General features: G+C 71.1%; 18 protein-coding genes. 15 read left to right on the top strand and 3 right to left on the bottom strand.

The genetic code is table 11. From position 1 onward, the window contains the following. The first annotated feature begins 48 nt into the window (after nucleotides 1-48). Together ACFYY7_RS27985 and ACFYY7_RS27980 are read left to right on the top strand one after the other, a co-directional pair. A complete protein-coding gene (locus ACFYY7_RS27985; RefSeq protein WP_388665553.1) occupies nucleotides 49-1,749 on the top strand; it encodes an MFS transporter in 1,701 nt (566 codons plus the stop codon). Nucleotides 1,750-1,822: 73 nt separating this feature from the next. Next, nucleotides 1,823-3,019, top strand: coding sequence for an acyl-CoA dehydrogenase family protein (locus ACFYY7_RS27980; RefSeq protein WP_388665551.1), 1,197 nt, complete (start codon nucleotides 1,823-1,825; stop codon nucleotides 3,017-3,019). Between the two features lie 22 nt (nucleotides 3,020-3,041). Here the strand turns inward: ACFYY7_RS27980 and ACFYY7_RS27975 are convergent, their stop codons facing one another. Next, entirely contained in the window at nucleotides 3,042-3,482 is a 441-nt protein-coding gene (locus ACFYY7_RS27975) for a cell division protein SepF (RefSeq protein WP_266736239.1), read from the bottom strand. A 308-nt stretch (nucleotides 3,483-3,790) separates the two neighbouring features. Here ACFYY7_RS27975 and ACFYY7_RS27970 point away from each other — a divergent pair, with 308 nt between their 5' ends. Beyond that, a complete protein-coding gene (locus ACFYY7_RS27970) occupies nucleotides 3,791-5,026 on the top strand; it encodes a DUF5685 family protein (protein ID WP_388665549.1) in 1,236 nt (411 codons plus the stop codon). A gap of 39 nt (nucleotides 5,027-5,065) precedes the next feature. Here ACFYY7_RS27970 and ACFYY7_RS27965 read toward each other — a convergent pair whose 3' ends face one another. Continuing rightward, nucleotides 5,066-6,004, bottom strand: a complete 939-nt coding sequence (locus ACFYY7_RS27965; RefSeq protein ID WP_388665547.1) for an ABC transporter substrate-binding protein — start codon at nucleotides 6,002-6,004, stop codon at nucleotides 5,066-5,068. 505 nt (nucleotides 6,005-6,509) lie between these two features. On the opposite strand from ACFYY7_RS27965, the gene ACFYY7_RS27960 reads away from it, so the two are divergent. The 10 genes from ACFYY7_RS27960 (at nucleotide 6,510) to ACFYY7_RS27915 (ending at nucleotide 17,192) form a co-directional block, all read left to right on the top strand. Beyond that, nucleotides 6,510-7,376, top strand: a complete 867-nt coding sequence (locus ACFYY7_RS27960; RefSeq protein WP_388665545.1) for an amino acid ABC transporter permease — start codon at nucleotides 6,510-6,512, stop codon at nucleotides 7,374-7,376. Beyond that, nucleotides 7,373-9,217, top strand: coding sequence for an FAD/NAD(P)-binding protein (locus ACFYY7_RS27955; protein ID WP_388665544.1), 1,845 nt, complete (start codon nucleotides 7,373-7,375; stop codon nucleotides 9,215-9,217). The genes ACFYY7_RS27960 and ACFYY7_RS27955 overlap by 4 nt, the downstream gene beginning before the upstream one ends. A gap of 147 nt (nucleotides 9,218-9,364) precedes the next feature. Beyond that, nucleotides 9,365-10,264, top strand: coding sequence for an amino acid ABC transporter permease (locus tag ACFYY7_RS27950; RefSeq protein WP_388665542.1), 900 nt, complete (start codon nucleotides 9,365-9,367; stop codon nucleotides 10,262-10,264). A 29-nt stretch (nucleotides 10,265-10,293) separates the two neighbouring features. Continuing rightward, nucleotides 10,294-11,046, top strand: a complete 753-nt coding sequence (locus ACFYY7_RS27945; RefSeq protein ID WP_388665634.1) for an amino acid ABC transporter ATP-binding protein — start codon at nucleotides 10,294-10,296, stop codon at nucleotides 11,044-11,046. A 32-nt stretch (nucleotides 11,047-11,078) separates the two neighbouring features. Beyond that, nucleotides 11,079-12,053, top strand: coding sequence for an ABC transporter substrate-binding protein (locus ACFYY7_RS27940; protein WP_388665540.1), 975 nt, complete (start codon nucleotides 11,079-11,081; stop codon nucleotides 12,051-12,053). Between the two features lie 107 nt (nucleotides 12,054-12,160). Further along, nucleotides 12,161-13,228 carry an LLM class flavin-dependent oxidoreductase gene (locus tag ACFYY7_RS27935; protein ID WP_388665538.1) on the top strand — a complete coding sequence of 356 codons (1,068 nt, stop codon included), beginning with the start codon at nucleotides 12,161-12,163 and terminating at the stop codon, nucleotides 13,226-13,228. Next, complete coding sequence (locus ACFYY7_RS27930; RefSeq protein WP_388665537.1) at nucleotides 13,225-14,526, top strand: NtaA/DmoA family FMN-dependent monooxygenase; 1,302 nt, start codon at nucleotides 13,225-13,227, stop codon at nucleotides 14,524-14,526. The genes ACFYY7_RS27935 and ACFYY7_RS27930 overlap by 4 nt, the downstream gene beginning before the upstream one ends. Before the next feature lie 4 nt (nucleotides 14,527-14,530). Further along, nucleotides 14,531-15,346, top strand: coding sequence for a DUF1684 domain-containing protein (locus ACFYY7_RS27925; RefSeq protein WP_388665535.1), 816 nt, complete (start codon nucleotides 14,531-14,533; stop codon nucleotides 15,344-15,346). Nucleotides 15,347-15,600: 254 nt separating this feature from the next. Beyond that, on the top strand, nucleotides 15,601-16,500 hold the full coding sequence (locus ACFYY7_RS27920) for a S1 family peptidase (protein ID WP_388665534.1): 900 nt from the start codon (nucleotides 15,601-15,603) through the stop codon (nucleotides 16,498-16,500). A gap of 212 nt (nucleotides 16,501-16,712) precedes the next feature. Next, nucleotides 16,713-17,192 (top strand): hypothetical protein, encoded by a 480-nt coding sequence (locus ACFYY7_RS27915; protein WP_360920425.1) that lies wholly within the window; start codon nucleotides 16,713-16,715, stop codon nucleotides 17,190-17,192. Nucleotides 17,193-17,268: 76 nt separating this feature from the next. Here the strand turns inward: ACFYY7_RS27915 and ACFYY7_RS27910 are convergent, their stop codons facing one another. Continuing rightward, nucleotides 17,269-18,165, bottom strand: a complete 897-nt coding sequence (locus ACFYY7_RS27910; RefSeq protein ID WP_360920588.1) for a DUF4231 domain-containing protein — start codon at nucleotides 18,163-18,165, stop codon at nucleotides 17,269-17,271. A 255-nt stretch (nucleotides 18,166-18,420) separates the two neighbouring features. Between ACFYY7_RS27910 and fxsA the strand changes: the two genes are divergently transcribed. Beyond that, complete coding sequence (gene fxsA, locus ACFYY7_RS27905; RefSeq protein ID WP_388665532.1) at nucleotides 18,421-18,588, top strand: FxSxx-COOH cyclophane-containing RiPP peptide; 168 nt, start codon at nucleotides 18,421-18,423, stop codon at nucleotides 18,586-18,588. Between the two features lie 68 nt (nucleotides 18,589-18,656). Next, nucleotides 18,657-20,903: a radical SAM/SPASM protein FxsBH, inactivated beta-hydroxylase extension form gene (fxsBH, locus tag ACFYY7_RS27900; protein WP_388665530.1), complete on the top strand. Its 2,247-nt coding sequence runs from the start codon at nucleotides 18,657-18,659 to the stop codon at nucleotides 20,901-20,903. Nucleotides 20,904-21,012: the final 109 nt, after the last annotated feature.

Raw genomic sequence — 21,012 nt, 5'->3', positions numbered from 1 at the left:
ATCCCCGGTTGGCCCGCCGAGCGCGAGGGACCTTTGGGAGGTACATGCATGTCAGGGACGACCACAGCCCGGATCCGGCTGCGCCCGGCGGCCGACGGTGCCAATCGATGGGTCGTCCTCGTCGTCCTCTGCCTCAGCCTCCTGCTCGTGGCGCTCGACTCGACCGTGCTCCACGTCGCGGTGCCCGCCGTCACCGAGGACCTGAACCCCAGTGCGGTCGGTCTGCTCTGGATCGTCGACGCCTACCCGCTGGTCTGTGCCTCGCTGCTGATCCTCTTCGGCACCCTCGGCGACCGGGTCGGCCGCCGTCGCGTCCTGCTGCTCGGCTACGTCCTCTTCGGTGTCGCCTCCGCGGTCGCCGCGATGGCCGGCAGCCCCGCGGTGCTCATCGTGGCGCGTGCGCTGCTCGGGGTCGGCGGCGCGATGATCATGCCGGCGACGCTCTCGATCCTCCGGCAGGTCTTCCCCGACCGGCGTGAACGCGCAGTGGCGATCGGCATCTGGACCGCCGTCGCCGCGGTGGGCGCCGCCACCGGGCCGGTCATCGGCGGCTTCCTCGTCGAGCACTTCTGGTGGGGCTCGGTCTTTCTGATCAACGTCCCGCTGATGGCGCTGATCCTGCCGGTCGGCCGGCTGCTGCTGCCCGAGTCGCGCGGCAGTCACGACGGCCCGTGGGACGTGCTGGGCGCACTGATGGCCGCCGCCGGAGTGCTCGGCGTGGTCCTCGGGGTGAAGCGGGCGGGCGCCGGTGAGGTGCTGAGCCCGGCCACGCTCGCCCCGCTGCTGATCGGGGCGGCACTGCTCGTCGTGTTCGTGCGCCGTCAGAAGCGGCGTACGCATCCGCTGATCGACATGGGGCTGTTCACCAGGCCCGCGTTCTCCACCGCGGTGGGCTGCATCGTCATCGCCATGCTGGCCCTGGTCGGCCTCGAGCTCATAGCCGTCCAGTACCTCCAGCTCGTCCTCGGACTGAGCCCGCTGCAGACCGGACTGCGGCTGCTTCCGCTCACCTTCGCGGCCATGGCCGCGGGCGCCACCGGCTCGTACACCCTGCGCCGTATCGGTCCACGCCGGATGGTCGGCTGGGGCTTCGTGCTCACGGCCGTCTCGGTGCTGATCCTGACCTCGATGGGGCAGCACGACCGGCCGGCGCTGCTGACGACGGCCTTCGTCGCCCTCGGCTTCGGGCTCCAGACCACGCTCTTCGGGGCGTACGAATCGATGCTCAGCGAGGCCCCCGTCGACCGTGCGGGCGGGGCGGCGGCCATCGGCGAGACCTCGTACCAGCTGGGCGCGGGCATGGGGATCGCCCTGCTCGGCAGTGTCATGAACGCCGCCTACGCCCCCGGGCTCTCGAAGCTTTCCGAAGCGGGTGTCCCGGCCGGGGCCCGCGCGGCCGCCGCCCACTCGCTGGGCGAGGCGTACCAGGTGGCGGACCGGCTGGGCGGCCCGCTGGGCGCGGTACTGCGTTCCACGGCGCGCCACTCCTTCATCACCGGGCTGCATGTCACGCTGCTGGTCAGCGCCGCGCTGCTGCTGGCCGGGGCGCTGGCCGCGCTGCGGCTGCCGAGGGCGATGGACTGCCCGGCGCCGGTGCCCGACGAGCCGGAGCGGGCCGACGTGGGCGAGGTGCGGGAACACCGCACGGGGCACGAGGTGCCCGCCCCGGGCCGTGCGCAGCGGCCCCTGACGCGGCCCGCCCGGCGCCGACCCGCCGAGGCGACCGGCTCTGGACGAGCGGCACACTGAGCCGTAACGTCGGCGCGAGAGCATAACTAACACTGCTAGTTTTAGTATCGTGCGAGCCGCCGGAGGCGCCCTCATGTCCACCACCGAGTCGTCGAAGCTCCCGCCCTTCGACCCCGCCGACCCGATCGGCATCGACGATCTGCTCAGCACCGAGGACCTCGCGATCCGCCAGACCGTCCGGGACTGGGCCGCCGACCGCGTCCTGCCGCACATCGCCGAGTGGTACGAGAGCGGCGAGCTGCCCGGCATCCGCGAGCTGGCCCGTGAGCTCGGTTCGCTCGGCGCGCTCGGCATGTCCCTCCAGGGGTACGGCTGCGCGGGCGCCACCGCCGTCCAGTACGGACTGGCCTGCCTGGAGCTGGAGGCGGCCGACTCCGGGATCCGCTCCCTGGTCTCCGTGCAGGGCTCGCTCGCCATGTACGCCATCCACCGCTTCGGCTCCGAGGAGCAGCGGCAGCGCTGGCTGCCGGGCATGGCGGCCGGCGAGATCATCGGCTGCTTCGGCCTCACCGAGCCGGACCACGGCTCCGACCCGGCCGGGATGCGTACCTACGCCAAGCGCGACGGCGGGGACTGGGTGCTCACCGGCCGCAAGATGTGGATCACCAACGGCTCGGTCGCCGGGGTCGCCGTCGTCTGGGCGCAGACCGACGACGGAATCCGCGGATTCGCCGTGCCGACCGACACCCCGGGCTTCTCGGCGCCCGAGATCAAGCACAAGTGGTCGCTGCGCGCCTCGGTCACCAGCGAGCTGGTCCTGGACGAGGTGCGGCTGCCCGCCGACGCCGTGCTCCCGGGCGTCACCGGTCTGCGCGGCCCGCTCAGCTGTCTCAGTCATGCCCGCTACGGCATCGTCTGGGGCGCCATGGGCGCGGCCCGCGCCAGCTTCGAGGCGGCCGTCGACTACGCGAGGACCAGGGAACAGTTCGACCGGCCGATCGGCGGCTTCCAGCTCACCCAGGCCAAGCTCGCGGACATGGCCGTGGAACTGCACAAGGGCATCCTGCTCGCCCACCATCTGGGCCGGCGGATGGACGCGGGCAGGCTCCGCCCGGAGCAGGTCAGTTTCGGAAAGCTCAACAATGTGCGGGAGGCGATCGACATCTGCCGTACCTCGCGCACGATCCTCGGCGCCAACGGGATCTCGCTGGAGTACCCGGTGATGCGCCATGCGACGAATCTGGAGTCGGTGCTCACCTACGAGGGAACCGTGGAGATGCACCAGCTGGTGCTGGGCAAGGCGCTCACCGGTCTCGACGCGTTCCGCTAGGAACGCCCGGCGAGAGCCCTGCTCAGCTCTGGTTGAAGAAGCCGTCGGCCGACCGGCCGGCGGTTTCGCTGACCACCTGGGTGTCGGCCGGGGTCAGCAGGAAGACCCGGGTGGCCACGCGCTCGATCGAGCCGCGCAGTCCGAAGATCAGCCCGGCGGCGAAGTCCACGACGCGCTTCGCGTCGGTGGGGTCCATGGTCGTGAGGTTGACGATCACCGGGACGCCGTCCCGGAAGAGCTCTCCGATGGCCCGTGCGTCACGGAAGCTGTCCGGGGTGACGGTGGCGATCCGGCGCCCCGTCTCCTCGGCCGTCTCGGACGCGACCTGCACCCGGGGGTCGGTCACCCAGGCCTGGCCACCGGTCCCGGTCTGTGCGCCCTCGGCGTACTCGTCGTCGTAGTACCGCTCGTCGTTGTCCTCCACGAGGCCCAGCCAGGCACTCGCCTTGCGCACCGATCCCATGGACGCCTCCTCTCACCGCGGTTCCGTGGCGTTCCGCATCTCTTTCGTATCCCTATGGTCGTCCATGATGCGGATCGTGCGCCAAGTGGATAGTCGGCGCGCAGGGGGTTCGTGACGGTACTGGCACAGAAGATGTGGCGATTCGTCAGGATTCCTCCCGCATAAGGGGTCAGAAGGAATGAAAATATGATGCCCAGGCCGTACGGGTGACATGGGGGGCGTACGGGTGAACGGACTGCTCGATACGATGCACCTCGCGCACGCCGTGCGAGCTCGGCGCGAAGGTGAACGACTCTCGGGGGATCGTCGTGTTCGGAATAGTCAGGCCCTGCACCCATCGGCTGTCCGATGGGCTCAGGGCCGAGTGGATGGCCCATCTCTGTGGGCTCTGCCTCGCACTTCGCTCCGATCACGGGCAATTCGCTCGGATCGTTACGAACTATGACGGTCTGATTGTTTCTGTTCTGACGGAGGCTCAGTCCGAGCGCACCGCCGGATGGCGCCGCACGGCGGGGCCCTGCCCGCTGCGCGCCATGCGGACCGCCCCGGTCGCCCGCGGCGAGGGCGCCAGGCTGGCCGCCGCCGTCTCCCTGGTGCTGGCCTCGGCGAAGGTCCGGGACCACGTCGCGGACGGGGACGGCCTGTTGAGGCGCCGTCCGGTCGCCGCCGCCGCGCGCCGGGTCGCCGCCGGCTGGGACCGCGCCGGCGCACGCACCGGCGCCCAGCTCGGCTTCGACACCGCGCTGCTCGTGGACGCCGTCGACCGGCAGACCGGCATCGAGCTGATCGCCGGGCCCGGCACCCCGCTGCTCACGGTCACCGAACCCACCGAGACCGCCACCGCGGCCGCCTTCGCCCACACCGCGGTGCTCGCGGGCAAGCCGCAGAACGCGGAGCCGCTCGCCGAGGCCGGCCGCCTGTTCGGGCGGCTGGCGCATCTGCTTGACGCCGTGGAGGACCAGGAGGCCGACGCGGCGTCGGGTTCCTGGAACCCGCTCACCGCCACCGGCACCTCGCGGGCGGAGGCCCGGCGGCTGTGCGACGACGCGGTGCACGGCGTACGGCTGGCGCTGCGCGACGCGGAATTCACCGACGGCAAGCTGGCACATGTGCTGCTGGCGCACGAACTGCGGCAGTCGGTGGACCGGGCCTTCGGCACCACGGCGTGCTCGCACCAGCCGGGCGCCGTGCTCCTGGACGGAACTGGCGGCCCGTCAGCCGCGCGGCCGGCCGGGTCCTTCGGGCCGGTGCCGGGCAATCCGTACGCGCCGAGTCCGGGCGGCCCCGCCGGTCCGTCGCAGCCGCCGCCCGAGCCGCCGCGCGACCGGCGCGGTCTGGTCATGGGCTGCCTGGTGTGGGCGGGGCTGGCCTGTACCTGCCAGATGTGCTGCGGCACCTTCGAGGACCCGTGGAGCCATCAGCGCCGCGAAGGACTGTGCAGTCAGTGCGACTGCGGCGGCGTCTGCGATGCCTGTGACTGCTGCAGCAACTGCGGGGACTGCTGCGACGGGTGCGACTGCTGCGACTGCGACTGCAGCTGCTGACGGCGGGGGCCCGGCCGGGCGGCAGGGCCCCGTCCCTGCTCACTTGATCTCGGGCGGCGAGATCTGCGAGGCATTGATCGCCGAAGCGCTGATGCCCCACTTCTTCAGGATCCGGTCGTAGGTGCCGTCCGCCTTCAGGCTGTTCACCGCGGCCTGGAAGGCGGGTGCCAGCGCGGTGCCCTTCTTGAAGGCGAAGCCGACGTCGAGGCGCTTGAACTCGTTGAGGAAGCGCACGCCCTCCTGCTGTCGCACCGCGTACCGCAGCCCGTTGATGGTGGACATCACCACATCGCTGCGGCCCTGCTGGAGCGAGGCCCAGGTGGCGCCCTGGTCGTTGTACGTCTTCACGTCGTACGGCTTCCTGTCCGCGTCGGCGCACAGATGCCGGTTCTCCTCCAGGGTCACCTCGAAGGTGGTGCCCGCGCCGGTGCCCACGGTCAGGCCGCAGAGCTGGGTGAGATCGGTGACCTTCTTCAGCTCGCTGTCGTCACGGACCGCGAAGCCCTGACCGTCATTGATGTACGTGACGAAGTCGATCGTCCTGCGGCGCTCCTCGGTCACCCCGAAATTCCCGGTGCCCACGTCGTACTTCCCGCTGCCCAGCGCCGGGAGGATCGCCTCGAAGGAGGCCACCTCGCGGGTGAGGCGCAGCCCGAGCTTCCTGGCCACCGCGTCCGCGAAGTCGATGTCCGTACCGGCCACCGTCCTGCCGTCCGCGAGGTAGGTGGCGCCCGGCGGGTTGCTGACGCCGGCGGCGACGGTCAGGGTCCCGGCGGCGCGGACGTCGGCGGGCAGCAGCTTCGCCGCCGCCTCGTCCTCGCGTACCGAGGAGACGACATCGGCCGTCGGCACCTCGCCCCTGTCCGCGGCGGCGGCGCCGGCCGGTGCGGCCGCCGGATCACCGGACCCGCACGCGGTGAGGGCGAGAGCGGCGACGGTGATCAGTGCGAAGGCAGCGGTGTGCCGGGTCCGGGGCATGAGGTGTGGTTCTCCAGATTCGTCGGCCGTGAGCAGGCGCGCCGGCGGCGGGCAGCACGGGGCGGCCCCACGGTCGGGGCTGGGGCCGGTCCGGCGGATCAGGGCCGGACAGGCCCGGGGAAGGACGACGGAGCGAGGGGAGGGGAGAACGGTGTTGTGTACGGGAGGACACGCGGGGAAATGTGCTCAGGCGCCGCACATGGCGCCGGACAGGACACGCGAAATCGCAGGGGGTCGGCTCAACAGGAGGAGGACCACACGCGACCGAAGTCGATGTGGGAGCGCTTGACCAGCCACTGCTGCGAATGCATGGCCCCAGTGGAACAGGCATCCGGTGGTCCGTCAACCGAGCCCCGGCGCACGGCTCACAGTGTGGACGAGCTTGACAACGCGCGGCGGACAGCGCTTATCTCGGAGACGGACCGGCGCTGAGGGGCCCGGTCCGCGTTGTGTTCGCGCCGAAGGCACGCCCCGTGTTCGATCTCTGCATCCACGGAGCCTTCGCATGCCCGCGCAGACAGATACCCTCCTTTCCTCTACCACCGCACCGCTCACCAAGAGCGACGGAACCGACCGGCTCCGGATCGTCCCGGTACGCCGAACCGGCCAGTGGGCGGCGGCCGTTGCCGTCCTGGCGCTGCTCGCCCTGGTACTGGACTCCGTCGTCCGCAACGACGCCTTCCAGTGGGATGTCGTCGCCGACTACTTCACCACCACCGCGGTGCTGCGCGGCCTCGGTCTCACCCTCTGGCTCACGGCACTGGTCATGGTGCTCGGCTTCGCCCTCGGCACCCTGCTGGCCGTCCTCCGGCTCTCCGCCAACCGCGTTCTCCAAGCGGTAAGTTGGGGTTACGTCTGGCTGTTCAGGTCCACCCCGATCCTGGTCCAGCTGCTGTTCTGGTTCAACATCGGCGCGCTGTACCCGGAGATCCTCGGCGTCCGCACGGTGAACCTCCTCGGCCCGGTCACGGTCGCCGTCATCGGACTCACCCTGCACGAGGCCGCGTACGCCGCCGAAGTCGTCCGCGGCGGCATCCTCTCCGTCGAACGCGGACAGATCGAGGCCGCCCAGTCGCTCGGCCTCGGACCCTGGCGCCGGTTCCGCCGCATCGTCCTCCCGCAGGCGATGCGCTCCATCGTCCCGCCCGCCGGGAACATGCTGATCGGCACCCTCAAGGGCACCTCGATCGTCAGCATCATCGCCGTACAGGACCTGCTCTACTCCGTGCAGCTCGTGTACCACCGCACCTACCAGGTCATCCCGCTGCTGCTGGTCGCCACCATCTGGTACGCCGTGGTCACCTCGCTGCTCGGCATCGGCCAGCACTACGTCGAGCGGCACTACGCGCGCGGCGCGGCGGGTGCCCGGTGAGCGGGACACCGACGCTCGTCGTCATAGGCGCCGGACCGCGCGGCACCGGCCTGATCGAGCGTATCGCCGCCAACGTCCCCGCCCTGTACGGGAACCGCCCGCTGACCATTCACCTCGTCGACCCTTACCCGCCCGGCGGTGGACGGATCTGGCGGCACGACCAGTCGCCGCTGCTCTGGATGAACTCCATGGCCGAGGACGTCACGATGTTCACCGACGGCACCGTCCAGCAGGAAGGGCCTGTGCGCCCCGGCCCCGCGCTGCACACCTGGGCGGCGGACATCCGGGACGGGCGCGCGACACTTCCGGAGGGGGCGGGCATCGATCCCGAACTCCTCCACGAGATAAAGGCGTTGGAGGGAACCGACTTCCCGAGCAGGCGGCTGCAGAGCGTCTATCTGCGCTGGGTGTACGAGCAGGCCGTGGCCGCCCTCCCGGAAGGCGTCACCGTCCACTGGCACCGGGGCACCGCCCTGCGGGTCACCGGGCCGCGCGAAGGCCGCCAGCGGGTCTGGCTGGAGGGGCGCGGCACACCGCTGCTCGCCGATGCCGTAGTCGTCACCATCGGCCATCTCGACGCCGAACCGGATCCGGAACAGGTCGAGTTGGCCGACTTCGCGGACCGGCACGGGCTCGTCCACCTGCCGCCGGACTTCACCGCCGACACCGACCTGAGCGAGGTGCCCGCGGGCGAGCCGGTCATCGTACGGGGCTTCGGGCTCGCCTTCGTCGACCTGATGGTGCTGCTCACCGAGGGCCGCGGCGGACGGTACGAGGACGGCGAGTACGCGCCGTCCGGCCGGGAGCCCCTGCTCCACATCGGATCGCGCCGGGGCGTCCCTTACCACTCCAAGATCGGCTACGCCTGGGAGGGTGAACGGCCGCCGCTGCCGCGCTTCCTCGGCCCGGAGCTGACCGAGGCGCTGCTGAAGGCGGACCGGCCGGTCGACTTCCGGCGCGACGTGTGGCCACATGTCGACAAAGAGCTCGGATACGCCCACTACCACCGGCTCTTCACCGCCCACCCCGAGCGCACCACCGGCGACTGGGCCGGCTTCGAGGCGGAGTACGCCGCCGCCGACCCTGCAGGACCCGCACTTGCCGCCCTCGTCGTCGCCGCCGTCCCCGACCCGGAGGACCGGCTCGACCTCGAAGCGCTCGACCACCCCCTGGAAGGGGTGCGTCATCCCTCGTTCGACGCGCTCCAGGAGGGGCTGCGCGACTACATCACCGCCGACCTGGAACGCCGCCACGACCCCGGCCGCAGCCCGGACCTCGCCGTCTTCCTCGGACTGCTGTCCGCCTACGGGCAGTTGATCCGGCTCGGCGACATCGGCGGCTGGTGGCACGGCTTCTTCAGCTATCTCGCCTCCGGCCCGCCCGGACCCCGGCTGCACCAGCTCCTCGCGCTCTCCCGGGCCGGGGTCGTCCGCTTCCTCGGCGCCGGAATGACCGTCGAGGCCGACGAGCGGCGGGGCCTGTTCCTGGCGGGCAGCGCCACCGTGCCGGGACAGCGGATAGCGGCCCGCACCCTGGTCGAGGCCCGGCTGCCCGACCCCACCCTGGAACGCACCCGCAGCCCGCTGCTCCAGGAGCTGCACGAGGACGGGGCCGCCGCCACCGCCACCGGGCTGCTCCAGGTCGCTCCTGACAGCGGCCGGATCCTGGGCCGCGACGGCCGGCCGCACCCGCGCCGCTTCGCGCTCGGCCCGTTCACCACCGCCCGCGCGGGCGGGGCGTTCACCCGGCCGCGCACCGGCGGTCCGGCCTTCCGGCAGAACGACGCCACCGCCCGCACGGCGCTCGCCCTCCTGAGGGACCTCGCCTGTAGCGACGGCTGACCGCCGCTTCACCCGCGGCCCGTCCCCTCCCAGGAGCGAGCGGCCCCGCCCCCCAGAGAGCGCGGCCCGCCCCCAGGGGCAAACCGCGCCCCCAGGAGGGCACGGCCCGCCACCCCGCCCTCGTACACCGCAGCCCAAGGACCCCTCATGGCCCTCACCAGCGATCCACTCATCGACAAGGCGACAGGACCACATGTCGCCCCGCCCGCCGACGACGGCCACGACGCGCTCACCGTCGTACCCCTGCGCCACCCCTGGCGCTGGGCCGCCGTCGCCGCCACCGCCGTCGTACTCGCCCAGTTCCTGCACGGCCTGGTCACCAACCCGGGCTGGGAGTGGGACGTCTTCGCCCAGTTCTTCACCGCAGGGACCGTCCTCAAGGCCGTCTGGGTCACCCTCCAACTGACCTTCTACGGCACGGTCCTCGGCTTCGCGCTCGGCATCGTGCTCGCCTTCATGCGGCTGTCGGCCAGCCCGTTCCTCAGCGCGGTCGCCCACGCGTACATCTGGGCGTTCCGCTCGATCCCGCTCATCGTCCAGCTGCTCTTCTGGTTCAACCTCGCCTATCTCTACAAGGAGTTGCAGTTCGGCATCCCGTTCGGGCCCGGCTTCTTCTCCTTCGACACGATGAACCTGGTCGGCGCGATGAGCGCGGCCGTCCTCGGTCTCGCACTGCACCAGGCCGCCTACGCGGCGGAGATCGTCCGGGGCGGGGTACTGGCGGTGGACGCCGGCCAGTCGGAGGCCGCCGCGGCGCTCGGGATCCCCCGGCACCGGCAGCTGCGCCGGATCGTGCTCCCGCAGGCGATGCGCTCCATCCTGCCGAACGCCGCCAACGAGATCATCTCGCTCTTCAAGGGCACCTCGATCGTTTCCGTGATGGCGATCGGCGAACTCTTCTACCAGGTCCAGGTCGTCTACGGGCGCAACGGCAGGGTCGTGCCCCTGCTGATGGTCGCGACGGTCTGGTACATCCTCCTGACCACCGTGCTCTCCGTCCTCCAGCACTACGTCGAACGTCACTACGCCAAGGGGGCCACGCGATGAGCACCACCACCACCGGATCCACCGACGCCATGGTCGAGATCCGCTCCGTCCACAAGAGCTTCGGCAGCCTCGAAGTGCTGCGCGGCATCGACCTGTCCGTACGGGCGGGAGAGGTCACCGTCGTCCTCGGCCCGTCCGGCTCCGGCAAGTCCACACTGCTGCGCACCATCAACCATCTGGAGAAGGTCGACCACGGCTGGATCAGCGTCGACGGCACCCTGGTCGGCTACCGCAGGGCCGGCGACAAGCTGTACGAGCTTCGCGAGCGCGAGGTGCTGCGCCGGCGCACCCGGATCGGCTTCGTCTTCCAGCACTTCAATCTCTTCCCGCACCTGACCGTGCTGGAGAACATCACCGAGGCCCCGGTCGCCGCCCTCGGCCGCCCGAAGAAGGAGGCCGTGGCCGCCGCGGAGAAGCTGCTCGCCCGGGTCGGGCTCGCCGAGAAGGCGGACGCCTACCCCAGGCAGCTCTCCGGGGGACAGCAGCAGCGGGTCGCCATCGCCCGAGCGCTGGCCCTCGAACCGAAGCTGCTGCTCTTCGACGAGCCGACCTCGGCGCTCGACCCCGAGCTGGTCGGCGAAGTCCTCGACGTCATCAAGGACCTGGCGCTCCAGGGCACCACCATGATCGTCGTCACGCACGAGATCGGCTTCGCCCGCGAGGTCGCCGACACCGTCGTCTTCATGGACGAGGGACGGATCGTCGAGCAGGGCGCCCCCGGCGACGTACTCGACCGTCCGAAGCACGAGCGCACCCGCGCCTTCCTGTCCAAGGTCCTGTGATCCCACCCATGTCCGCACCGAGGAGTACCCCCGTGTCCGTCCGCCGCACCCTGTCCGCCGCACTCGCCACCCTCACCGCCGCCGGGCTGCTCACCGCCTGCGGAACCGGTGACGCCGCGACCGACGGGGTGAAGCCGAAGGGCCAACGGGGCACCGGCATCAACATCGGCCCCGACCAGCACCGGATCAGGGGCGAGAAGGACGAAGCCATCGCGGCGAAGGTGCCCGGGGCCATCCGCGAGCGGGGCACCCTGCGGCTGGGCGCGAGTGCCGAAGCCTCGCCACCGCTCGGCTTCTACGCGACCGACGACAGGACCCGGATCGGCTCCGAGATCGACATCGCGACCCTGATCGCCGACACGCTCGGCCTGGAGCCGCGGTTCGAGCAGGTCTCCTGGGAGAACCTCTTCGTCGGCCTGGACAGCTCCAAGTTCGACGGCGTGCTCTCCAACGTCACGGTCACCGAGGAGCGCAAGGAGAAGTACGACTTCGCGACCTACCGGCTCGACAACATCGCCTTCGAGGCCAAGAAGGGATCCGGCTGGAAGGTGAAGGGGCCGAAGGACGTGGCGGGGCGGACCATCGCCGTCTCGTCCGGGACCAACCAGGAGAAGATCCTCGTCGACTGGAGCGAGGAGAACGTCAGGGCCGGGCGCGAGCCGGTCGACATCAAGTATTTCCAGAAGGACACCGACTACTACCTGGCGCTCCAGTCCGGCCGGATCGACGCCTATCTCGGTCCCAGCCCGTCCGCCAACTACCACGTCGCGTCGGCCGGCCAGTCCGAGATCGTCGGCACGCTGTCGGGCGCGGGCGACGGACTCCAGGGCAAGATCGCCGCCACCACGAAGAAGGGCAGCGGCCTGGTCGGGGCGTACGCGGCGGCCATCGACCACATCGTGCAGAACGGCTCGTACGCCAGGGTGCTGAAGCGCTGGGGGCTCTCCGACGAGGCCGTCACCGAGTCGGAGATCAACCCGCCCGGCCTGCCCAAGTCCGGGAGCTGAGAGCCCGGGAGCCGAGCCCGCGAGCCGAGCCCGGGAACTGAGCCCGGAGCCGAGCCCGGCCGGATCGCCGAGAGAACACCTGAGAGAGCTCTGGAGAGGTACCACCCATGTCTTCGACCGCCCCCCTTCATCTGGCCGCCGAGATCGGCGGTCCGCCACGCTACGACCCCGGGCACTACACCGGCCTCGCCCGGCTCGCCGAGCACGGCGCCCTGGACTTCGTCACGCTCGGCGACTCCTTCGCCCGACCCGGCCCCGACGCGCTCGCCGTGCTCTCCCGGGTCGCGCCCGCCACCGGCCGGATCGGCCTGGTGCCCACCGTCACCACCACCCACACCGAGCCGTTCCACGTGTCGTCCGCCGTGGCCACCCTGGACTGGGTGAGCCGCGGCCGGGCGGGCTGGCAGGCCGATGTGTCGACGACCGGGGCGGAGGCCCGGCTGTTCGGCCGGCGTCCGGCGGCGTCCGCCGACGAGCTGTGGCGCGAGGCCGGTGACAGCGCCGAGGCGGGCGCCCGGCTGTGGGACAGCTGGGAGGACGACGCCGAGATCAGGGACGTCGCCACCGGCCGCTTCATCGACCGGGACAAGCTGCACTACATCGACTTCGAGGGCGCTTCCTTCTCCGTCCGGGGCCCGGCGATCGTGCCCCGGCCCCCGCAGGGCCGCCCGGTCATCGTCGTCGAGGGGACGAGCGGCCCGGCCCGGGAGACCGCCGCCCGCCACGCCGATGTCGTCCTGGTCCGGGCCACCACCCCCGAGCAGGCCGCCGGGGCCCGCACCGATCTGCGCCGGCGCGCGGCGGCGTACGGACGCGACCCCGGCGCGCTCCGGGTCCTGGTCGCGCTCACCGTCGACCTCGGCGACGCCGAGGCCGCCCCGGAACCGGGGCTGGAGAGCGGACCACCACTCGCCGCGGGCAGCTCGTACTACCGGGGCGGCCCGGTCGACCTCGCCGAACTGATCACCCGGTGGCACCGCGGCGGCGCGGCGGACGGCTTCCACCTCACACCCATCACCCCCGGGCGCGACCTCGAACGGATCGTCAACGGCACCGTGGCGCTGCTCCAGCACCGCAGCCTGTTCCGCACCTTCTACCCCGGCGGCACCCTGCGCGAGCACCTGGGGCTGGCCCGCCCCGCCAACCGGTACGCCTTCGAAGGAGGACGGGCATGAGCACCGCGACGAGGCAGATGCATCTCGCCGCCCACTTCCCGGGCGTCAACAGCACCACCGTCTGGGCGGACCCCCGCTCGAAGAGCCAGATCGACTTCTCCTCCTTCGAGCACCTCGCCCGCACCGCGGAGCGCGGCAGGTTCGACTTCTTCTTCCTCGCCGAAGGGCTGCGGCTGCGCGAGCACAACGGCCGCATCCACGACCTGGACGTGGTCGGCCGCCCCGAATCCCTCACCGTGCTGGCCGCGCTGGCCGCCGTCACCGACCGGCTCGGCCTCGCCGCCACCGTCAACGCCACCTTCAACGAGCCGTACGAACTGGCCCGCCGCCTGGCCACCCTCGACCACCTCAGCGAGGGCCGGGCCGCCTGGAACGTCGTCACCTCCTTCGACGCCTTCACCGGGGAGAACTTCCGGCGCGGCGGCTACCTCGACCGGGCCGACCGGTACACCAGGGCCGCCGAGTTCGTCGCCACCGCCCGCGAACTGTGGGACAGCTGGACGCCCGACGGCACCCCGCGCCCCTTCACGCACCGGGGGCAGCACTTCGCCATCGAGGGCGAGTTCACCGTCCCGCGCCCCCCGCAGGGCCATCCGGTCGTGATCCAGGCCGGTGACTCCCCGGACGGCCGCGAGTTCGCCGCGTCCACCGCCGACATCGTCTTCACCCGGCACGGCACCCTGGAGTCGGGGCGCGAGTTCTACGCCGACGTCAAGGCGCGGCTGGCGAAGTACGGCCGGGAACCCGACGAGCTGAAGATCATGCCCGGGGTCACCTTCGTACTCGGCGACAGCGACGCGGAGGCCCAGGAGCGGGCGGCCGAGATCCGCCTCCAGCAGGTCTCCCCGCAGAACGCGCTGCTGGCCCTGGAGCAGATCTGGGGCCGCGACCTCTCCGCGTACGACCCCGACGGGCCGCTGCCCGACATCGACCCGGACCCCGGATCCTCGCTGGTCCAGGGCCGGGTCAGGCCCGGCGACGTGCTCGCCGTCGCGGCGCGCTGGCGGGCGCTGTCCAAGGAGAAGGGGCTGTCCATCCGGCAGACCGTCATCGAGACGACCGGCCGGCAGTCCTTCATCGGCAGCCCGCGGACGGTCGCGGAGCAGCTCACCGAGTTCGTCGCCGCCGACGCCGCCGACGGATTCATCCTCGTACCGCACCTCACCCCAGGCGGCCTGGACGACTTCGTCGACCGGGTGGTCCCGCTCCTCCAGGAGCGCGGAGTGTTCCGCTCCGAATACACCGGTCCCACGCTGCGATCACACCTCGGGCTCGCGGAGCCGGTATGGAAGGGTTGACCTCATGAGCACGGACGCACAGCAGCCGCACGGACCCGAGCAGGCGGCACAGGACTGGAAGCACTGGCACGAGGAGCGCACCGCCACGGTCGCCGGCCCCTACGGACCGCTCTCCCTCACCGGCACCCACTGGCTCTCCGACCACCCGGAGGGCCGCATCCCCGAGGTACCCGGGCAGTGGCGGGAGGACGGCGACGAGCTGGTGCTCAGCGCCTCCGCAGCGGACGGGCTGACCGTGGACGGCGAGCCCTTCACCGGCCAGGTCCGCCTCACCGCCGACCGCGGACCGATCGACGAGTCCCGCGTCGCGCACGGCGAGCGGCGGCTGGTCGTGCTGAGCCGCGAAGGGCTCTGGGCGGTACGGGACTTCGACCCGGACTCCCCGGCGCGGCGCGCCTTCCAGGCCATCGAGGCCACCCCGTACGACCCCCGCTGGGTGCTGCCGGGTACCTTCCGCCCGTACGACAGCGCCCGCACCGTCCGGGTCGAGAACGCCGACGGGGTCGAGCGAGGTCTCGGGCTCGCCGGTGAGATCGCCTTCGAGGTCGACGGTACGGAGCACACGCTGCACGTCGCGGTCGAGCCGGACGGCTCGCTCTGGGCGGTGTTCGCCGACGCCACCAGCGGGAACAGCAGCTACCGCTTCCGGTTCCTGCGGCCCGCGGCACCCGCCGAGGACGGCAGCGTGACGGTCGACCTCAACCGCGCGCTGCTGCCGCCGTGCGCCTTCGCGGACCACTTCATCTGCCCCTTCCCGCCCCCGGGCAACACCCTGTCCGTCGCCGTCGAGGCGGGGGAGCGCAACCGCGTCGACAACTGACGTGCAGTCACATCTTTCCGGGACGGCGGCCCCGGCAGCCCGTGTGCTGCCGGGGCCGCTCCCGTGCGGTGCGACAAGTTCAGGCCAGAGGGCCCTCTTGCGCCACAAGTTGACGCCTTGAATACTCCCGAGCAGCGCTTGTCAGGAACACGGCATGTCCGCATCGCGGGCGCACGGCCGTGTGCCCGACTGCGCCTCACGGGTCCGACCACCCCACAGGCGGACCCCCGACTTCCCCTCGGGAGGAATGAAAAGTGAGGATCAAGCGCACCACCCCCCTCAGCGGCACTGCGAGACGGACCAGGGCCGTCGCCATCGCCGCGGGCCTCGTCGCCGTCGCCGCCCTCGCCGTCCCCAGTGCCCAGGCCGACACCAACACCACCTTCAGTGCCGCGCAGCTCTCCGCCGCGAGCGACGCCGTGCTCGGCGCCGACGTGGCGGGCACGGCGTGGAACGTCGACCCGGTGAGCAAGAAGCTCGTGGTCACCGTCGACCGCACGGTTTCGAAAGCCGAGATCGAACAGATCAAGCAGTCCGCCGGGGTCAATGCCGGTGCCCTGAAGATCGAGCGCACCACCGGGAAGTTCAGCAAACTGCTCTCCGGCGGCGACGCGATCTACGCCCCCGGCTGGCGCTGCTCCCTCGGCTTCAACGTCCGCAGCGGCAGCACCTACTACTTCCTGACCGCCGGTCACTGCACCGACGGCAACCCGCCCTGGTACACCAACTCGTCGAACTCGACCAGCATCGGCCCGACGGTCGGCTCCAGCTTCCCGACCAACGACTACGGCCTGGTCCGGTACGACAATGCCGCGGTCGCCCACGCGGGCACCGTCGGCAGCGTCGACATCACGAGCGCGGCCAACGCCACGGTCGGCATGTCCGTCACCCGCCGCGGCTCCACCACCGGCATCCACAGCGGCTCCGTCACGGGCCTCAACGCCACCGTCAACTACGGCGGCGGCGACATCGTCTACGGCATGATCAAGACCAACGTCTGTGCGGAGCCAGGCGACTCCGGCGGTCCGCTCTACTCCGGTTCCAAGGCGATCGGCCTCACCTCCGGCGGCAGCGGCAACTGCACCTCCGGCGGCACCACGTACTTCCAGCCGGTCACCGAGGCGCTCAGCGCGTACGGGGTCAGCGTCTACTGACACCCCGGCACACCCCCGGACCGGCCCTCGAACAAGCGGCCGACCGTGAAGGAGCCCCTGCCCGAATCCCGGGCGGGGGCTCCCGCGCACCCCGCGGCTTTTGAGAGGATGTGGGGCAGGTCGGTCACGCAGGAGCAACGGGGGCGGAGCTGTGCCAACCGGAGGGGATGACCTCCGGGCCCCCGGCAGACACCTCAGGGGGTTCCAGGTCCGTGAAACGCATCGGAGTGACCGGTCATCGCACCATTCCGCAGGAGGCCCACGCCCATGTGCTCGCGGGGTTACGGGCGGCGCTCTGCGGCCACGACGGCGCCCTGGAGGCCCTCTCCAGCCTGGCGGTGGGGGCGGACCAGCTCTTCGCCGACCTCGCCCTGGCCCGCGGCGCCGACCTGACGGTGGTGATCCCGAGCGGCGACTACGAGTCCTGCTTCGAGGACGCAGCCGAACTCGCCCGCTACCGGGCGCTCAAGGACCGGGCGGTGCGGGAGGTCCGGCTCGACTACCCGCACTCCACCGACGAGGCGTACTACGCGGCGGGCGCGTACATCGCCGACCACTGCGACCGGCTGCTCGCGGTGTGGGACGGCAGGCCGGCCCGCGGCCTCGGCGGCACCGGTGACATCGTGACGTACGCCCGCAGCCTGGGCCGCCCGGTCACGGTGATCTGGCGCGAGGGCGTGGAGCGGGGCTGACGGCCGGTCCGGCCGCCCGGCATCCGTGTCGCGCGGGGCCGGCCGCCGGTGCGGCCGCTGTATTGCTGACGTCACGTCACATCTGGTGCCGGGCAAGCCAGTCGGTGTGCTGCGGGGAGACGATGCGCTCGGTCTCGAAGACCGCGCCCGGCCACTGGCGCTCGGTCAGCGTGGTCTCCATCGCCACCTGCATCGCCTCAAGGTCCTGCTCCACCAGGGAGTGGGCCGAGATCAGCGGGTGGTGACGGCGCATCTCGCTCCACGCCAGACAGGCGGCCGCCGCCGCTGACAGCACCCCCGTAAGGGCGAAGGACTGGGTGACGGAGAACGTCCGCAGCAGGGCGAACACCAGGGCGAGCGCGGTCAGCGCGGCGATGGTGGTCGACCAGACCAGGGTGGCCCGCCGGGACACGTCCTGGCGCCTGCGGTACCAACTTCTCTGCTCGATAAGGCGGTCACGCACGTACGTCTCCTTGCGTACGGTGAACGCTTTGTCCCGTAACTCGCGCATCGACTCGGTGATCAGCCCGCCCGAATCGGCCGTCAGGTCGCGAGGATCGGCCCACCCCACCTTGCGCAGCTCCTGAAGGCCCTCCTCGAGACGGTTCGCGAACACCGCCTCCGGGTGCTGGGTACCGGTGTCGAAAGGTGATCCGTGCACCGAGTAACGCCAGCACATCGACTTGATGAACTCCGCCGCCGAGCGGTTGAGTTGCCAATGCGACTTTGCTTTGCGCCGGGCGGAGAGGTACGTCGTGATCAGGACACCCAGGTAGGCCAACACGCCTGCGGCGTCGGTGAGTTGAAACGTGTCACCCAGCTCGGCGTGCCAGGGGACGGCGGCCGGCAGTGCCCCTGTGACCAGGAGTATCAGTTGAATGCGGGTGGTGTTCACGGCCTCCCGCTGCCTCGCGATGGCGATCTCGTCCGTGTGGTGAAAGAGCGCCGGAAGGTCGGCGTTCCTGAAGACCATGCTCTGGAGCGGCCCGGGAAGCGCCGTCATGTTCACTCCCGTCTGCGGTTATGTCGTCGCCTGAATGGCGGAATCAGGGGTTCCGTTCGATTCGGGACGGCCTTGTGTGACGCTCTCGTTCCAAGTGGCTGTCCTCAGTTGCCAACCGAAGCCATGAGAGTAAAGTCGTGCCGCCGGACCTGCAATGGTGCAGATACTGTTGCTGCATTCCTGTCCGGAACCATTCCATCGGAACAAATCCCCTCAAGGACGGCCGTGAACACCTCAGAATCCTCCCCCTCCTTCGCCGTTGCGAAGAAGAACCGTGTGCCGCTCGCCCAGATCGACGTCCGAGGCACTGCTGCTGCCCGGAAGCTCGGCCGCGTGCACGCCGTGTCAGCCGGTCGCCCCACCCAGGCATCGACCTTCAACTCGGCACTCTGAGAAACAACCCGCCCAACACCTCGTGAACCGCGCTCCGAGCACCCCTTCGGGCTGGCTAGACTGGTGGAATGACAGGACCCCTGGTCCCTTTCCGCGAAGTCGTTCTCAAGGTTCACAGCAGGTGCGATCTTGCTTGTGACCATTGCTATGTCTATGAACATGCAGATCAGAGCTGGCGTACCCGGCCCAGGACAATCTCTGATGATGTCATTTTCCGGACTGCTCAACGCTTGGCCGAGCATGCCAAGGCACATGCACTGCCCTCCGTGTCAGTGATCCTGCACGGAGGGGAGCCTCTACTGGCGGGGCCCGCCCGATTGCGGCGAGTCTGCGAAGTGCTCACCTCCGCCTTCGACGGCGTCGCGGAACTCGACCTCCGCATCCACACCAACGGACTCCAGCTCAGTCCGCGGTATCTCGACCTCTTCGACGAGTTCAACGTCAGGGTCGGCATCTCCCTCGACGGCGACCGGGCCGCCAACGACCGGCACCGCCGCTACGCGGACGGGCGCAGCAGCCATCCCCTGGTTCTCAAGGCCGTGGAACTGCTCCGGCAGGAGCGCTACCGCCACCTCGATCTCGGGCTCCTGTGCACCGTCGACATCGAGAACGACCCGATCGCGGTCCTCGACGCGCTCACCGAGCTCGATCCGCCGCTCATCGACTTCCTGCTCCCGCACGCCACCTGGGACGATCCGCCGCCACGTCCGGACGGTTCGCCCACCGCCTACGCCGAATGGCTCCTCGCGGTCTTCGACCGCTGGCAGGAGCAGGGGCGTCCGGTGCCGGTGCGGCTCTTCTCCTCGGTGCTGTCCACGCTGAGCGGCGGCCCCAGCCTCACCGAGTCCCTGGGGCTCGCCCCGACCGACCTGGTCGTCGTCGAGACCGACGGCCAGCTGGAGCAGGTCGACTCGCTCAAGAGCGCCTACGAGGGCGCCGCGGCCACCGGCTTCGACGTCTTCACCCACACCTTGGACGAGGTGGCGGCCCACCCCGGCGTGCGGGCCCGTCAGCTCGGGCTGGCCGGTGTCAGCGAGACCTGCCGCAGCTGTCCCGTCGTGCGCTCGTGCGGCGGCGGGCTCTACACCCACCGGTACCGCTCCACCGGGCCGTCCGGCGAGTTCGACAACCCGTCCGTGTACTGCGAGGACCTGGCCGCCCTGGTGCGCGGCATCGAGGCGCGCACGGCGGCCTCCCTCGTCGCGCCCGAGATCGCCGACCCGGTCGAGCTGGCCGCCTCCCAGCGAGAGCTCACCCGCATGCTGCTGGCCCGGCTGAACGCCGACGTCGAGGAGCACGGCGACGAGCGGTGGGTCCGGGCCTGGGGGCTGGCCGCCGCCATCGAGGGCTCCGAGGAGGGGGCCCGCGGCCTGGACGAGGTGCTGGCCCACCCGTACACCCGCACCTGGCTGCTCCATGTCCTGGAGGCGCTCCACGACGAACGGCCGGGGGCGGTCGAGCACGCGCTGCGGCTGCCGGCACTTCTCGCTGCCGCCGCCGTACGGGCCGGTCTCGACATCCCCGTGGGCGTCGGCTACACGGACGGCAGGCTGGTCCTTCCGGGTCTCGGCGAGTTGCGGATCGGGGGAGCGGGGGAGCACGGCACGGCGCTGGTGCGCGCCGTCGAGGACGGCTTCCTGGTCCGGTGGGGCGAGGGCGACCCGGCCGAGCGGCGGGTGGTGCTGTCGGCGGCCGGTCCCGGCTGGCGGCCGGTACGCCGGCTCTCGGTGCCCGGCGCCGCTTCCGGCCCGGTGCTCGACCTGGCGATCGACGACCTCGACCCGTACCGCGACTGCTTCGCCGCGCCGGCTTCGGCCGCGCTCGACGACCGGGCCGCCGCGGAGCTGGTGGCCAGGATCGGCGACGCCTGGACGCTGATCGTGGCGAAGGCGCCGCTGCGGGCCGCGGAGATGGCGGGGCGCCTCACCACCCTCACGCCGCTCACCGGTCCCGCCGCGGCCGAACCCGCAGTGGGGCGGCACGGCTACGGCGCGCTGGGCATCGTCGCGGACGGCAGTGCCGAGGAGTTGGCGCTCGCGCTGCTGCGCGGATCGCGGCGGGCCGAATTGCAGGCGCTGGCCGATGTCACGGATCTTTACGCGGCGGACGGCGCCTGGGAACATCGAATTCCCTGGCAGGAAGAACCAGTTCCGTTTTCCCGGTTGCTGGCCGAGACCTATGAACGGATGGCGTTGGGCGCATTCGAGCCACGCTGTCTGGAGGGCGTACCGCAGGCCCTCGACACGCTGGAGGGTGCCGCCGAGCTCACCGTCAGCGGAAAGCGGCTGCTGGATCTGATGCGAAAAGAGATCTGAGGGTCGAATTCCGGTTCGGCCGGAGGGCCGGAACACACGGGACAACTGGGAGGAACGGTCGCAGACCGAATTCGATCAAGGAAATGTTCGGCGGAACCCGGGAACGTAT

Source organism: Streptomyces sp. NPDC001933, from assembly GCF_042890955.1.
Taxonomy (GTDB): Bacteria; Actinomycetota; Actinomycetes; order Streptomycetales; family Streptomycetaceae; genus Streptomyces.
Note: the sequence above shows the minus strand (reverse complement) of the source record. Positions and strands in the feature narration are given on the sequence as shown.